Here is a 14,815-nt window from a genome sequence, read left to right as displayed (position 1 = left end):
CTCATCGCGGGTCAAGCCCGCTCCCACAGGGTGGATCGTGCTGTACCTGTGGGAGCGGGCTTGACCCGCGATGAGGCCGGAGAATTTTATTTGAACCTTCGCTCTACACCTTTCTCGACCAGAATCTTCGCCGCAATCTCTTCCACGGAGAAATGCGTGGAGTTGATGTGCGCAATGTTCTCGCGGCGGAACAGGTTCTCCACTTCACGTACCTCGAACTCGCACTGGGCAAAGCTTGCGTAGCGGCTGTTGGGCTTGCGCTCGTGGCGGATGGCGGTCAGGCGGTCGGGGTCGATGGTCAGGCCGAACAGCTTGTGCTGGTGGTTCTTCAGGGCCTGGGGCAGTTGCAGGCGCTCCATGTCGTCTTCGGTCAACGGGTAGTTGGCCGCACGGATACCGAATTGCATGGCCATGTACAGGCAGGTCGGGGTCTTGCCGCAACGCGACACGCCGACCAGGATCAGGTCGGCCTTGTCGTAGTAGTGGGTGCGCGCGCCGTCGTCGTTGTCGAGGGCGAAGTTGACCGCCTCGATGCGTTCCATATAGTTGGAGTTGCCGCCGATCGAGTGGGATTTGCCCACCGAATACGAGGAATGGGCAGTCAGCTCCTGCTCCAGCGGGGCCAGGAAGGTCGAGAAAATGTCGATCATGAAACCGTTGGAGGTGGCCAGCACCTCGCGGATATCCTGGTTGACGATGGTGTCGAAGATGATCGGACGGACGCCGTCCTTTTCAGCGGCGCTATTGATTTGTTGTACCATCGCACGCGCTTTTTCTACGCTGTCGATGTACGGACGCGTGAATTTATTGAACGGAATGGTATCGAACTGCGCTAGAAGACTTTGTCCCAGCGTCTCGGCGGTAATGCCGGTGCCATCGGAGATAAAGAAAGCAGATCGTTTCATTTGCGCCTTGGGCCTTAAGCTGGTGACGAATCTTGGATATGATAGGTTCGGTTTACCGAACACTGCGTTCGGCATTCTCACTTATTTTCCAGGTCCAGGCCACAAGCGCCCGGCCAAGCCAGAGCTGGCAGGCGGGCGACCTGAGCTTTTCCAACACAGTTAGTGGAGAGATCACCTTGGTAGAGTACGTAGTTTCCCTCGATAAGCTCGGCGTCCATGATGTAGAGCATGTGGGGGGCAAGAACGCATCCCTCGGCGAGATGATCAGTAACCTCGCGGGCGCCGGTGTCTCGGTCCCCGGCGGCTTTGCCACTACGGCTCAGGCGTATCGTGACTTTCTCGAGCAGAGCGGCCTGAACGCACAGATCCACGCCGCCCTCGATGCGCTGGACGTTGACGACGTCAACGCTCTGGCCAAGACCGGTGCGCAGATTCGTCAGTGGATCATGGAAGCCGAGTTCCCCGAGCGCCTGAACGCCGAAATCCGCAGCGCCTTCGCCGAAATGTCCCAGGGCAACCCGAACATGGCCGTGGCCGTGCGCTCTTCGGCCACCGCCGAAGACCTGCCGGACGCCTCGTTCGCCGGCCAGCAGGAAACCTTCCTGAACATCCGCGGCGTCGACAACGTCATCCGCGCCGCCAAGGAAGTATTCGCCTCGCTGTTCAACGACCGTGCCATTTCCTACCGCGTACACCAGGGCTTCGACCACAAGCTGGTGGCCCTGTCGGCCGGCGTGCAGCGCATGGTCCGCTCCGAAACCGGCACCGCTGGCGTGATGTTCACCCTCGACACCGAGTCGGGCTTTCGTGACGTGGTGTTCATCACCGGCGCCTACGGCCTGGGTGAAACCGTCGTGCAGGGTGCGGTCAACCCCGACGAATTCTACGTGCACAAGGGCACCCTGGAAGCCGGCCGCCCGGCGATCCTGCGCCGCAACCTGGGCAGCAAGGCGATCAAGATGGTCTACGGCGAAGAGGCCAAGGCCGGTCGCTCGGTCAAGACCGTCGATGTCGACAAGGCTGACCGCACCCGTTTCTGCCTGACCGACGCCGAAGTCAGCGAGCTGGCCAAGCAGGCGATGATCATCGAGAAGCACTACAAGTGCCCGATGGACATCGAATGGGCCAAAGATGGTGACGATGGCAAGCTGTACATCGTTCAGGCCCGTCCTGAAACCGTGAAGAGCCGCGCCCAGGCCAACGTCATGGAACGTTACCTGCTGAAAGAAACCGGCACTGTGCTGGTCGAAGGCCGGGCCATTGGCCAGCGCATCGGCGCCGGCAAGGTGCGGATCATCAAGGACGTCTCGGAGATGGACAAGGTCCAGCCCGGCGACGTACTGGTTTCGGACATGACCGACCCGGACTGGGAACCGGTGATGAAGCGCGCCAGCGCCATCGTTACCAACCGTGGCGGGCGTACCTGCCACGCAGCGATCATCGCCCGTGAACTGGGTATTCCGGCGGTTGTCGGTTGCGGCAACGCCACCCAGCTGCTCAAGGATGGCCAGGGCGTGACCGTGTCCTGCGCCGAAGGCGACACCGGCTTGATCTTCGAAGGCGAGCTGGGCTTCGACGTGCGCAAGAACTCCGTCGACGCCATGCCGGAGCTGCCGTTCAAGATCATGATGAACGTCGGTAACCCGGACCGCGCCTTTGACTTTGCCCAGCTGCCCAACGCCGGTGTCGGCCTGGCGCGCCTGGAATTCATCATCAACCGCATGATCGGCGTGCACCCCAAGGCGCTGCTCAACTACGCCGGCCTGCCCGCCGAGCTGAAAGAGAGCGTCGACAAGCGCATTGCCGGTTACAACGATCCGGTCGGCTTCTACGTCGAGAAACTGGTCGAAGGCATCAGCACCCTGGCTGCGGCGTTCTGGCCGAAGAAGGTCATCGTGCGTCTGTCGGACTTCAAGTCCAACGAATACGCCAACCTGATCGGCGGCAAGCTCTACGAGCCGGAAGAAGAAAACCCGATGCTGGGCTTCCGCGGTGCTTCGCGCTACATCAGCGAAACCTTCCGTGACTGCTTCGAGCTCGAGTGCCGCGCCCTCAAGCGCGTACGCAACGAGATGGGCCTGACCAACGTCGAGATCATGGTGCCGTTCGTGCGGACCCTGGGCGAGGCCAGCCAGGTCGTCGACCTGCTCGCCGAAAACGGCCTGGCCCGTGGCGACAACGGCCTGCGCGTGATCATGATGTGCGAACTGCCGTCCAACGCCATCCTCGCCGAAGAGTTCCTCGAGTTCTTCGACGGTTTCTCGATCGGTTCCAACGACCTGACCCAGCTGACCCTGGGCCTGGACCGCGACTCGGGGATCATCGCGCACCTGTTCGATGAGCGAAATCCTGCGGTGAAGAAGCTGCTGGCCAACGCCATCCAGGCCTGTAACAAGGCGGGCAAGTACATCGGCATCTGCGGCCAGGGCCCATCCGATCACCCGGACCTGGCCAAGTGGCTGATGGAACAGGGCATCGAAAGCGTCTCGCTGAACCCGGACTCGGTCCTTGAGACCTGGTTCTTCCTGGCTGAAGGCCAGGCCGCGAACTGATGCGCTGAACCGGAACCTTCACCTGGCCGTTACGCCGGTGAAGGTTCCGATCGTATTCCAGGGCGTGTTCCAGTGATGGACCTCGCCCTTTTTTGTGCAAGAACCCTATGCAAAGCAGCAGTACCCTTTTTCCCGTGGCCTTGCTCAGTGCCGAGCGCCGTGGCGACCTGAGCGAGGACGTGTACCGGATCAAAGCCGGTAACAGCCCGGATCGCACCGTGGAGCTGGCGCTCACCCGTCTGGGCATGGCCGATCAAGCCGAGGTGCGTGGCACCCCGGTGGTTTTGCTGCATGGCAGCTTTTCCAACCGGCGCTTCTGGTTTTCGCCCCGGGGCATTGGCCTGGGCGCATACCTGGCGCGCGCCGGTTTCGATGTGTGGATCCCGGAGATGCGCGGCCACGGGCTGTCGCCGCGCAACCATGACTACCGGCACAACCGCGTGGCCGACTACGCCCGTTACGACCTGCCGGTGATTGCTGCCTTTGTCTGTGAGCAGGCCGGCCAGCCGGCGCACTGGATCGGTCATTCCCTCGGTGGCACGACCCTGGCGGCAGCGCTGGGCGGCGAGTACCTGGGGCCTGAGCAGGTGGCCAGCGTGGCGTTTTTCGGCACCCAGGTCAGCCGCACCTACTGGCCGTTGAAATTGCCGCCGGTGGAGTGGGGCGGGCGGCTGCTGCTCAAGCGCTTTGCGCAGATTTCCGGCTCGCGGCTCAAGCGTGGGCCGGAAGACGAGCCCATTGGCCTGGCCCTGGAGAGCCTGCGCTGGTTCGGTCTGTTTGGTCGCTTTGGCGACAAGGACCGTGACTGGTGGGCGGGGCTTGCCGGGGTCGAGGTGCCGGTGCTGGCGGTGGCCGGCGCGGGGGATCACCAGGACCCGGTGTGGGCCTGCCGCAAGCTGTTCGAGCAGCTGGGCAGTGAGCACAAGCAGTTTGTTCGCCTGGGGCGCGAAGAGGGCTTCGACAATTTCGGGCATGTCGACATGCTGGTCAGCAAGCCGGCGCAGGCGCAGGTCTGGCCTTTGGTCGAGCGCTGGTTGCAGGATCCGCGGGCAGCTTTGCTGCCGGAGACGGCACAGGGCATTTCGCCGACAGGCTGATCCCGTTAAGATATGACGATTGTGAAGGTTCTGGTCATTTTTTGGGTTTTTCAGCGAACATCTGTTCTCTGATTGCTCTACCAAGGTGACCGCGCCGCCAGTGACGTGTAGCCTTGGGGCTAAAGCTGCCTCGCTGGGCCTCGTTCACTGAGTGAAACTGCGACATTCATCGTCTCGATAATCGACAGGAGTTTCCCATGCATTACATCACCCCCGATCTGTGCGACGCCTACCCGGAACTGGTGCAGGTGCTGGAGCCGATGTTCAGCAACTTCGGTGGCCGCGACTCCTTCGGGGGTGAGATCGTCACCATCAAGTGCTTCGAGGACAACTCGCGGGTCAAAGAGCAGGTCGAGCTCGATGGCACGGGCAAGGTGCTGGTGGTCGATGGCGGCGGTTCGCTGCGCCATGCCTTGCTGGGCGACATGCTGGCCGAAAAGGCGGCGAAGAATCACTGGCAAGGCCTGGTGATCTATGGCTGCGTGCGTGATGTCGATGTCCTGGCGCAAACCGATGTCGGCGTGCAGGCCTTGGCCAGCCACCCCCTGAAGTCCGTGCGCCGCGGCATTGGCGAACTCAACGTGCCAGTGACCTTTGCTGGCGTGACTTTCCGTCCGGGCGAATACATCTACGCCGACAACAACGGCGTGATCGTCTCGCCAAGCCCGTTGAAAATGCCTGAGTAAAGCTCTGAAACCGGTCAGTGGGGTAGGGATGTTCGAGGAAGAAAACGCGCAATGGGGGCTAGTGCATGCCCTGGTGCTGGATGGCAAAGGCGGTGCCCGTGCGATCGCCCGAACTGAACTGGACGCCCTTGCCCTGCAGCCCCAGGAAAGCCTGTGGCTGCACTGGGACCGCAGCCACCCGCAGACCCGCACCTGGTTGCGCCACGACAGCGGCCTGAACGAGTTTGCCTGCGATCTGCTGCTGGAGGAAAACACCCGTCCGCGCCTGCTGCCATTGCCGGATGCGCAAATGCTGCTGTTTTTGCGCGGGGTCAACCTCAACCCCGGCGCCGAGCCTGAAGACATGGTCTCGGTGCGCATCTTCGCCGAGGCCCAGCGGGTGATCTCGTTGCGTCTGCGGCCATTGCGCGCCAGTGATGAACTGCTGCAGCAACTGGCCGAGGGTCATGGGCCGAAAACCGCCTCGGAGCTACTGCTGAGCATGGCGCAACTGTTGACCGAAAAGGTCCAGGCGCTGATCAGCGACCTGTCGGAAGTGGTCGATGGCGAAGAAGAGAAGCTTGAAGTCGACAAACGCTATGCCCCGGACCAGGGCAGCCTGCAGCAGATCCGCCGACGCGCGGCCGGATTGCGGCGTTTTCTCAACCCGCAGCGGGAAATCTACGCGCAATTGGCGCGCAACAAGTGGACCTGGTTCGCCGCCGACGACGCCGATTACTGGAACGAGCTCAACAACAGCCTGACCCGCTACCTGGAAGAGCTGGAACTGACCCGCGAACGCGCCGCCCTGGTGCTCGAAAGCGAGGACCGGCGCCGCAGCGAGCGGATGAACCGGACCATGTACCGCTTTGGCATCATCACCTGCATTTTCCTGCCCATGAGCTTCGTGACCGGGCTGTTGGGCATCAACGTCGGCGGTATTCCCGGTTCCGACAGCCCCTACGGCTTCCTCTTCGCCAGCCTGCTGGTGCTGGCCCTGGCGCTGGGGCAATGGTGGCTGTTTCGCCGCCTGCGCTGGGTGTGAAGATGAAATTTGTGAACATGCAGTCACAAACTGCCTGGCCGGTTCATGTGACCCGTTGTGTGGCGACCTCGTCTTTGACAGATATTGCGCGAGGTGCCTATGCACGATCCGTTTGAAGAATCCCTGCGAGACCTGCTCAAGGCATCGCCGTCCGGCCAGGACCGCGACGACGATGCCTGCCTGGGCCGGGTCCTGAAAACCGCCAACCGCCAGGTTGGCGCGGGCGATCTGTTCAGCCTGCTGGGCCGTTGGAGCCAGGCGCTGATGATTGCCGTGAACAATGGCTCGGCGCATGTTGCGCCGGTGCGCCGTAACGCTACCGCTCGTAAAGCTGATAAGGCCGATTGAATATGGAACTTGATCTCTGGACCCAGAGCCTGGTCACTGCCATGACAGCATTGTGGACCAAAGTGGCGAACTTCATCCCCAACCTGTTCGGCGCCCTGGTTGTGGTGTTGCTCGGTTTCGTCGTGGCCAAGCTGCTCGACACCTTGCTGTCGAAACTGCTGGCCAAGCTCGGCCTGGACCGCCTGATGGGCGGCACCGGCCTGACCAAGATGCTCAGCCGGGTTGGCATTCAAGTGCCGATCTCGACCTTGATCGGCAAGATCGTCTACTGGTTCGTCCTGCTGATTTTCCTTGTCTCGGCCGCTGAATCCCTTGGCCTTGAGCGCGTCTCGGCGACTCTCGACATGCTTGCCCTGTACCTGCCGAAAGTGTTCGGCGCGGCGTTGGTGCTGCTGGCGGGCGTATTGCTGGCGCAATTGGTCAACGGCCTGGTGCGCGGTGCCGCCGAAGGCATCGGTCTGGAGTATGCCGCAGGTGTTGGGCGTATCGCCCAGGGCCTGGTGATTATCATCAGTATCTCGGTGGCAATCAGCCAGCTCGAGGTCAAGACCGACCTGCTCAACCACGTGATCGTCATCGGTTTGATTACCGTTGGTCTGGCCGTGGCGCTGGCCATGGGCCTGGGCAGCCGGGAAATTGCCGGGCAGATTCTGGCTGGAATTTACGTGCGTGAACTGTATCAAGTGGGCCAACACGTGCGGATTGGCGAGGTCGAAGGGCACATCGAGGAGATCGGCACGGTCAAGACGACCCTGCTGACCGACGACGGCGAGCTGGTCTCGTTGTCCAACCGGATTCTGCTCGAACAGCGAGTCAATAGCCGCTAACCGGGCAAATCCTGCTAATGTATGCCGCCGCAAAAATGCCCCAGGCAGGGGTATGCGGCGACATTGACCTGACTGTCGGCCAGATCCGTTTTGAATAAAGTTCACTCGCTGCCCATGCGTTACGACCCCCGCGAGCTCACTGATGAGGAGTTGGTGGCGCGTTCGCATGAGGAGCTGTTTCATGTTACTCGCGCGTATGAGGAGCTCATGCGCCGCTACCAACGGACCCTTTTTAACGTCTGTGCACGTTATTTAGGGAACGATCGGGACGCTGACGATGTCTGTCAGGAGGTGATGCTCAAGGTGCTCTATGGGCTGAAGAACTTCGAGGGCAAATCGAAGTTCAAGACATGGCTCTACAGCATCACCTACAACGAATGCATCACCCAGTACCGCAAGGAGCGGCGCAAACGTCGACTGATGGATGCCTTGAGTCTTGATCCGCTCGAGGAGGCCTCGGAAGAGAAGGCGCCTAAACCGGAAGAGAAAGGCGGGCTGGACAAATGGCTAGTGCATGTCAATCCGATTGACCGCGAGATTCTGGTGCTACGATTTGTCGCAGAGCTGGAATTCCAGGAGATCGCCGATATCATGCACATGGGCCTGAGCGCAACGAAAATGCGGTACAAGCGTGCGCTTGACAAGCTACGTGAGAAATTTGCGGGCCTCACTGAAACTTAGTGGCGCGCAAATATCTCTAACGTACCGGCAAGTTCTGCTAAACTTGCCGTCGAGTTGTCCCCCGGATGTTGGTGGGACTGCTTAACTATCACCAGATGGGGATTTAACGGATGAAATTGAAAAACACCTTGGGCTTGGCCATTGGTTCTCTTGTAGCCGCAACTTCCTTCGGCGCTCTGGCACAAGGCCAAGGCGCGGTCGAAATTGAAGGCAACGTCACCAAGCAGTACTACGATAGCGAGCGCAATTTCAAGAACACTGGCACCAATCCAGGTGTTCGCCTTGGTTACTTCCTGACCGACGACCTGTCCCTGGACCTGGGCTACAACGAGACTCACAACGCTCGTGGTGAAGTCTTCAACAAAGACATCAAAGGCTCCAAGACCAAGCTGGACGCGACCTACCACTTCGGTACCGTCGGCGACGCTCTGCGTCCGTACGTTTCGGCTGGTTTCGCTCACGAGAGCCTGGGCCAGGCTGAGCGCAGCGGCCGTGACCACTCCACCTTCGCCAACGTTGGCGCTGGCGCCAAGTGGTACATCACCGACATGTTCTTCGCCCGTGCCGGCGTTGAAGCCATGTACAACATCGACAACGGCAACACCGAGTGGGGTCCGACCGTTGGTCTGGGTCTGAACTTCGGTGGTAGCGGTGGCAAGGTTGAAGCCGCTCCTGCTCCAGTTGCTGAAGTCTGCTCCGACAGCGACAACGATGGCGTCTGCGACAACGTCGACAAGTGCCCTGACACCCCAGCCAACGTTACCGTTGACGCTGACGGCTGCCCGGCTGTTGCCGAAGTCGTACGTGTTGAGCTGGACGTCAAGTTCGACTTCGACAAGTCGGTCGTCAAGCCAAACAGCTACGGCGACATCAAGAACCTGGCTGACTTCATGAAGCAGTACCCACAGACCACCACCACTGTTGAAGGTCACACTGACTCCGTCGGTCCTGACGCTTACAACCAGAAGCTGTCCGAGCGTCGTGCAAACGCCGTTAAGCAGGTTCTGACCAACCAGTACGGTGTTGAGTCGAGCCGCGTTGAGTCGGTTGGCTACGGTGAAACCCGTCCGGTTGCTGACAACGCCACCGACGCTGGTCGCGCTGTTAACCGTCGCGTAGAAGCACAAGTAGAAGCCCAAGCCAAGTAATTGGTCCAAGCCCTACTGAAAAGCCCGGCCTAGGCCGGGCTTTTCTTTGCCTGCGATTTGCCCCTCAGGCAACCGCTGCCAAGGTGGTGAACAGCTTGCGCGCCTCGACATTGAGGCTGTTGAGCGAACCGTCGTTGGCGGCGACCACAACCCCCGCCACTGCATTGATCGCACTCATGAATGCCCCTTCAATCCAGCCTCCCAGGTGACTGTAGCTGTCACAGGCGAGGAAAAAACGGTTATCCAGGGTGCTGTTTTGCGCATGGGTGTGATAGCGGAAACACAGATTGCTCTGGTAGTGATCGCCGCACATGTCCAGCTTGAAGCCGCCGGCACTGGTGTTGGTGGTCCAGTCGAACACCAGGCGGCCATCACCTTCGACCTTGTTCAGCAGCGCACCGAACCACCAGCGCTTGTAGCCCTCGGTGTCGGGGTCGTAGAGCTCATGGTCGACCCGATTGACCATGCGCTGGAACATGTAATGGGGGCTTTGCTGTTCACTGCCGTTGTCAGGGTTTTGCGGGTACTGGTCATAGTCATGTTGCAGGCGGGTCGAGTCGTCGTCCCAGCTGTAGCTGGCGAGGAAGCTTGAGTATGGCTGGCCGCTCAGGGTGCTGGGAACGATGTAGCTGGCGGCAAGCCCTGTGTCGCTGACCACGGCCTGGATGGGACTGCCGTTGAATGTCGGCACCTCGGGCCCGCTGCTTTCATCGTTATGAATCAGGCCGAATACTTTCGAGGTGCGGGTCATGTGCAACTGGCTGATGGCGCTGGCCATGCGTGCGTTGGGAGCGCTATAGGCCCGGCTCAATTGCAGAGAAGGCTGAGTGTTGATGACCGTGCGAGGCTGCAAGCCGAGATACCGATCACCGACCTGGAGCCTGGGCGTAACCTCTGGGTTGTGACCGGCGCGTTTGACCAGCGGGCTGAGCTGATCCTGGGGCATGGCCAGCACGACATAGTCGTAGCTGGCTTCGATCAGGGCCGGCTGCGGGGTATCGGCTGGGTAGTAGCAGACATTGGCGCAGCGATTGCCCGTCTGGGTGCTGTGATAAACGTCACTGACGCGGGCGCTGCGGAAGTTGACCGTCAATTGGCTACCGCCTATGGACTGTGCAGCCTGGAACAGCCGTTCGATGAACTGCACATTCTCTTTCACCGGCAAGGTGTACTCGTTGCTGTAGTCCCACAGCACCAGGCGCATCATTTCCACCAGGGAAATGTTGTACAGCGGTTTGAAACCACCAGTGCCGAAACCGAAGCGACCGAACAGTTCCACGCAGTAGTTCACCGTTTCGGTTGTGTTCAAGCCAGCGATAACCGGCAGCTCTGCCTGAGCGCTGGCATGCTCCATGATTGTTCTGATTGCCCCGGCCAAGGTCGTGGCGTCATAGTCCTGGATGAAGGTGGCCCAGTCCCTTTCGATCCTGTCCAGCTCGCCGGCGGCCGGTGCTGCTTGCGCCAGAATTCCGGCAACCACAGCGGGGTCGCGGCTGCCGATCTTGAACAGCGAGGCGCCGGTGAGTTCACCGTTTTCGATGTTCACGCCCGGGAAATACTTGAGCACCAGGGCAAACACCTGCCGAGTGGGGGATTGCGGATCCTGCCATTGACCATTGCCATAACGATCAACGCGATCGGCAAAGACGAATTCGGTCGCGACCTTGCCTGGATTGGGGAAGACATTGACCTGAGTCGTCGGGTTGAATACCCGGCTGGCGTAGAGCCAGGTCAGCCCGGCAATTTCCGGGAAGCGCATGGCGCCGATTTCGTACACCGATCTTTCAGTTTCACTGCCACCCAGGCCGGTCGTCGCCCTGGCTGCACTGACTCGGCCGGCTCTTTTACCCGCAGTGCGCACACCTCGCTTGTGGCCGTTGGTTGGCTGCTCGTGCAGGAAGTGATCCGGATCGTTGTCGTACAGGTCGACTTCGATCTGCGCACCCCCTGTGAGCGTGCGTGACAGCTCGTACAAGGCAGTAATACCCGCCACACCGGCGCCGACGATGGCGATGCGATGGCGGCCGACGGGAAGCTCGCCCAGGGGGGCGTCAACCGTGGTGGGGTAGGCGATGTGCACCGAGTCGGGATGGCGGTAGTAGCGTGATCGCTCTACCAGATTGGCAATGGTTTCGCTGTTGGGCATTTGGGCCGAACGGGCCCAGTTCCAGATGACAGTAACGCTCATGGCGGTTTCTCCGAAGAAAGTAAGCTCCGAGTACTTACTGTCTGTCTTACTTCCCTGCGGAGTTGGTTCAGTGTAGTCCAGCCTTTGCGAGGCGAGTCTGTAACGCTTGGACAAACTTCCTTTGGCGGGAAGGCTAGCCTTAAGTGATACGGTTATTTCCGTGAAGGCAAATAATTTGTATCTTATCTGGGGATTGAATGTGTCATCTACTGCGTCTTGGGGGATTGCTGGGTGTGCTCATGGCAATGGCGGGCTGCCAGATTGCCGGGCAACAGCCTGAAGGTGACATCCTGATCAAGCGTGATGAATGGGGTACGCCGCATGTCTACGCCGACAGTCCTTACCGGCTGTTCTACGGCTACGGTTACGCCATCGCCCAAGACCGCCTGTTTCAACTGGAGATGTCTCGGCGCACCACCCAGGGGCGGGTGGCCGAGGTGCTAGGGCGCGACTACCTGGCCTTCGATGAGGGTATTCGCCGGCAATATTCGCCACAGGCCATTGCCCGACAGCTGGCTGCGCTGGCCCCTCAGGAGCTGCAGATACTCCAGGGCTACGCAGAGGGTATCAACCGCCATCTTGGCGAGATTGAACAGCGCCCCGACAGCGTGTTGCCCAAGCAGTTTTCGTATTACCAATTCCAACCCAGGCCCTGGACGGCGTTTGATGTGGCGATGGTTTACGTCGGCTCGATGATCAACCGTTTTGGTGATTACAACACTGAACTGGACAACCAGAACCTGCTGGCCGGGCTGATCGAAAAGCATGGGCTCAAGGGCGGACAGTCATTGTTCGAATTGCTGCTGGCCAATGACGACCCACAGGCGCCGACCACTATCGCCCGCGGCGAGTGGGACCCGGCACGGCGAAGTGCGGCGGTGGTGCCACGGACAGCAGGCACGGCAGTGGAGCCACCGTTGCCGATGCGTGCCGTTCACCCGATAGACCCCAGTAGCGGGCGCGGTTTCAGCAATATCATCGTCCTGGGGGCAAAAAAGAGCGCCGATGCCCGGGCAATCCTGGTCAACGGTCCGCAATTCGGCTTTTTTCAACCCGCTTACACTTATTCAATCGGTCTGCATGGGGCAGGCTACGATGCGGTTGGCAACAGCCCGTTTGGCTATCCGCTGATCCAGTTCGGTCACAACCGCGAGATATCCTGGGGTAGCACCTGGGGCGCGGGTGATAACGTCGATGTCTATCGGCTCCAGCTCAACCCGCAGAACCCGAACCAGTATTGGTTCCAGGGCCGCTATCGGGATTTTGAGCGGCGGGTCGAAACGATTGCGGTCAAAGGTGAAGCGCCCCGACAGCTCACGGTGTATCGCAGTGCCCAGGGTGCGGTGTTCGAGCATCTGCCCGAACAGGGCGTGGCCTATGCTCGCCGCCGCGGCTGGGAAGGCCAGGAGCTGGCGACCCTGATGGCCTGGAACCAGGTGGCCAAGGCCGGCAATCACGCGCAGTGGCTGGCCCAGGTGGAGCGCTCGGCGATCAACGTCAATTGGTACTACGCCGACCAGCAAGGCAACATTGGCTATGCCCTCGGCGGTCGTTATCCGGTGCGTCTGCAAGGGCATGACAGTCGCTTGCCGATGCCCGGCAATGGTGACTATGAATGGCAGGGTTTCCTGCCGTTCGCTTCCAATCCGCAGGTGTTCAATCCGGCCAGTGGCTACATTGCCAATTGGAACAACCAGCCGGCAGAGGGCTTCCCCGGGCCGGACCAATGGTGGTATGCCTGGGGTGCTGCCGATCGATACGCAGTGCTCGACGAGCGGTTGCGCCAGCAAGCCCGTTTCACCCCGGAGCAAGCCTGGAGCCTGATGATGGAGGCCGCGTTCGAGGACCCCAATGCGCGCTATTTCATGCCGCGCCTGCTGGCGCTGAGCGAACGCTTGCCAGCAGAGTTCGCTGCCGTCCACCAGGCGTTGGCGGCCTGGGACTATCAGGACCTGGACCGCAATCGCGACGGTTTCTACGACCAGCCCGCCACGGCGATTTTTCGGCGTTGGCTCGGGCAGATGCTTGACTTGACCCTGGCCGATCAGTTGCCGCCCGCGCAGGCCGGCTGGTTTACCGACACCGGTTACAGCGCCCCCGGCGCCAGCTCGCCGGGCAGTCACAATATTTCGGTGGGCACCAAGGTGCTGTACCGGGCATTGACGGCAAAAGAGCAAGGCGAGTCCTTGCCCTTCGATCTGTTCAAAGGCCACAACGTCGATGAGCTGATGCTCCAGGCATTGCGCCTGAGCGTTGCCCAGCTCAAGCGCGAACAAGGCCCGCAGGTGTCGGCCTGGCGCCAGGGGGTCTCGACCTTGCGCTTTGCCCACAAGAACTTCCTGGGCGTCCCGCAAGCGTTGCAACGCGAAGAGCAGGCCCTGGCGCCAAGCATGAACCTGGGTACTGAAAACAACATGGTCGTGCTCAGCGAGGGCAAGGTCAGCGGCTTCGAACTGGCGGCACCCGGGCAATCCGGATTTATCGCCGCCGATGGCAGCCCTGGCAAGCACTATGACGACCAGGTGCCGCTACTGCGCGAGCAGCGCAAGCGGCGTACCTGGTTGAGCGAAGACGAGATCGAGCGCCACACCGTCGAGCGCTTGCGGCTGCAGCTCTAGTGCGCCAGCGGCATTGACCACCTCGCCGATCACCAGCACCGCCGGGCTCTTGAGCTCGAATTCGGCGGCGCGTTGCAGGAGCTGGTACAGCGGACTGCGACAGGCGCGCTGCCCAGGTAGCGAGGCGTTTTCGATCATCGCCACCGGCGTGCTGCCCGGCATGCCGGCGGCGAGCAGTTGCTGCTGGATATCGGCCAGGCGCGCTACGCCCATGTAGATCACCAGGGTTGTCGCTGACGCCGCCAGCGCCTGCCAGTTCAATGGGCTGTCATCCTGGGTATGAGCGGTGACCAGGGTGACGCCACGGCTGATCCCGCGCAGGGTCAGGGGAATGCCGCACTGGGTGGCACCGGCGAGGCCGGCGGTAATGCCATTGACCACTTCGACTTCTATGCCGCGTGCTTGTAGCCAGCAGGCTTCTTCGCCGCCACGGCCGAAAATGCAAGGATCGCCGCCCTTGAGGCGCACTACGCAACGCCCCTGACGGGCATGGCGCAGCATCAGGCGCTGGATGAAGGCTTGTGGCGTGGAACGGCAGCCGCCGCGTTTGCCCACGGCAATGACCCGGGCGTCGGGGCAGTGTTGCAGAATGGCCGGATTGACCAGGTCATCGATCATCACGACAGCGGCTTGCCCCAGCGCGCGCACAGCTTTCAGGGTCAACAGCTCCGGGTCGCCCGGGCCCGCGCCTACCAGCCAGACTTTTGCATTCATGGTGATTTCCTCATCGGCAGTATTGGC

Annotated in this window: 12 protein-coding genes; 9 read left to right on the top strand and 3 right to left on the bottom strand. The window is 60.9% G+C overall.

Going from position 1 to position 14,815, the window contains the following annotated elements:
* Positions 1–86 precede the first annotated feature (86 nt).
* Positions 87–905 (bottom strand): posphoenolpyruvate synthetase regulatory kinase/phosphorylase PpsR, encoded by an 819-nt coding sequence (ppsR, locus tag PspR32_RS17875; RefSeq protein ID WP_036996439.1) that lies wholly within the window; start codon positions 903–905, stop codon positions 87–89.
* Positions 906–1,081: 176 nt separating this feature from the next.
* Between ppsR and ppsA the strand changes: the two genes are divergently transcribed.
* The 8 genes from ppsA (at position 1,082) to PspR32_RS17835 (ending at position 9,268) form a co-directional block, all read left to right on the top strand.
* Positions 1,082–3,457, top strand: a complete 2,376-nt coding sequence (ppsA, locus tag PspR32_RS17870; protein WP_010223311.1) for a phosphoenolpyruvate synthase — start codon at positions 1,082–1,084, stop codon at positions 3,455–3,457.
* Between the two features lie 107 nt (positions 3,458–3,564).
* Positions 3,565–4,554, top strand: coding sequence for an alpha/beta fold hydrolase (locus PspR32_RS17865; protein ID WP_159388974.1), 990 nt, complete (start codon positions 3,565–3,567; stop codon positions 4,552–4,554).
* A 197-nt stretch (positions 4,555–4,751) separates the two neighbouring features.
* On the top strand, positions 4,752–5,240 hold the full coding sequence (rraA, locus tag PspR32_RS17860; protein WP_036996437.1) for a ribonuclease E activity regulator RraA: 489 nt from the start codon (positions 4,752–4,754) through the stop codon (positions 5,238–5,240).
* A 28-nt stretch (positions 5,241–5,268) separates the two neighbouring features.
* Positions 5,269–6,264 carry a zinc transporter ZntB gene (locus PspR32_RS17855; RefSeq protein ID WP_159388973.1) on the top strand — a complete coding sequence of 332 codons (996 nt, stop codon included), beginning with the start codon at positions 5,269–5,271 and terminating at the stop codon, positions 6,262–6,264.
* Positions 6,265–6,357: 93 nt separating this feature from the next.
* Positions 6,358–6,612: a CrfX protein gene (locus tag PspR32_RS17850; protein ID WP_371128640.1), complete on the top strand. Its 255-nt coding sequence runs from the start codon at positions 6,358–6,360 to the stop codon at positions 6,610–6,612.
* 2 nt (positions 6,613–6,614) lie between these two features.
* A complete protein-coding gene (locus tag PspR32_RS17845; RefSeq protein WP_010223316.1) occupies positions 6,615–7,439 on the top strand; it encodes a mechanosensitive ion channel family protein in 825 nt (274 codons plus the stop codon).
* 114 nt (positions 7,440–7,553) lie between these two features.
* Positions 7,554–8,120, top strand: a complete 567-nt coding sequence (gene sigX, locus PspR32_RS17840) for an RNA polymerase sigma factor SigX (protein WP_010223317.1) — start codon at positions 7,554–7,556, stop codon at positions 8,118–8,120.
* Between the two features lie 110 nt (positions 8,121–8,230).
* Positions 8,231–9,268: an OmpA family protein gene (locus PspR32_RS17835; protein ID WP_159388972.1), complete on the top strand. Its 1,038-nt coding sequence runs from the start codon at positions 8,231–8,233 to the stop codon at positions 9,266–9,268.
* 64 nt (positions 9,269–9,332) lie between these two features.
* Here PspR32_RS17835 and PspR32_RS17830 read toward each other — a convergent pair whose 3' ends face one another.
* Complete coding sequence (locus PspR32_RS17830; RefSeq protein ID WP_159388971.1) at positions 9,333–11,456, bottom strand: tryptophan 2-monooxygenase oxidoreductase; 2,124 nt, start codon at positions 11,454–11,456, stop codon at positions 9,333–9,335.
* A 239-nt stretch (positions 11,457–11,695) separates the two neighbouring features.
* On the opposite strand from PspR32_RS17830, the gene PspR32_RS17825 reads away from it, so the two are divergent.
* On the top strand, positions 11,696–14,074 hold the full coding sequence (locus tag PspR32_RS17825; RefSeq protein WP_232531754.1) for a penicillin acylase family protein: 2,379 nt from the start codon (positions 11,696–11,698) through the stop codon (positions 14,072–14,074).
* Here PspR32_RS17825 and cobA read toward each other — a convergent pair.
* Positions 13,985–14,788: a uroporphyrinogen-III C-methyltransferase gene (gene cobA, locus PspR32_RS17820; protein ID WP_010223321.1), complete on the bottom strand. Its 804-nt coding sequence runs from the start codon at positions 14,786–14,788 to the stop codon at positions 13,985–13,987. The genes PspR32_RS17825 and cobA overlap by 90 nt on opposite strands.
* Between the last annotated feature and the right edge of the window lie 27 nt (positions 14,789–14,815).

Source organism: Pseudomonas sp. R32, from assembly GCF_009866705.1.
Classification (GTDB): domain Bacteria; phylum Pseudomonadota; class Gammaproteobacteria; order Pseudomonadales; family Pseudomonadaceae; genus Aquipseudomonas; species Aquipseudomonas donghuensis.
Note: the sequence above shows the minus strand (reverse complement) of the source record. Positions and strands in the feature narration are given on the sequence as shown.

Excerpts from the sequence above, each read along its gene's own strand:
- PspR32_RS17845 (WP_010223316.1), top strand. The coding sequence starts at position 6,615 with ATGGAACTTGATCTCTGGACCCAGAGCCTGGTCACTGCCATGACAGCA.
- PspR32_RS17855 (WP_159388973.1), top strand. The coding sequence starts at position 5,269 with ATGTTCGAGGAAGAAAACGCGCAATGGGGGCTAGTGCATGCCCTGGTG.
- cobA (WP_010223321.1), bottom strand. The coding sequence starts at position 14,788 with ATGAATGCAAAAGTCTGGCTGGTAGGCGCGGGCCCGGGCGACCCGGAG.
- sigX (WP_010223317.1), top strand. The coding sequence starts at position 7,554 with ATGCGTTACGACCCCCGCGAGCTCACTGATGAGGAGTTGGTGGCGCGT.
- PspR32_RS17865 (WP_159388974.1), top strand. The coding sequence starts at position 3,565 with ATGCAAAGCAGCAGTACCCTTTTTCCCGTGGCCTTGCTCAGTGCCGAG.
- PspR32_RS17835 (WP_159388972.1), top strand. The coding sequence starts at position 8,231 with ATGAAATTGAAAAACACCTTGGGCTTGGCCATTGGTTCTCTTGTAGCC.
- rraA (WP_036996437.1), top strand. The coding sequence starts at position 4,752 with ATGCATTACATCACCCCCGATCTGTGCGACGCCTACCCGGAACTGGTG.
- ppsR (WP_036996439.1), bottom strand. The coding sequence starts at position 905 with ATGAAACGATCTGCTTTCTTTATCTCCGATGGCACCGGCATTACCGCC.
- PspR32_RS17825 (WP_232531754.1), top strand. The coding sequence starts at position 11,696 with ATGGCAATGGCGGGCTGCCAGATTGCCGGGCAACAGCCTGAAGGTGAC.
- PspR32_RS17830 (WP_159388971.1), bottom strand. The coding sequence starts at position 11,456 with ATGAGCGTTACTGTCATCTGGAACTGGGCCCGTTCGGCCCAAATGCCC.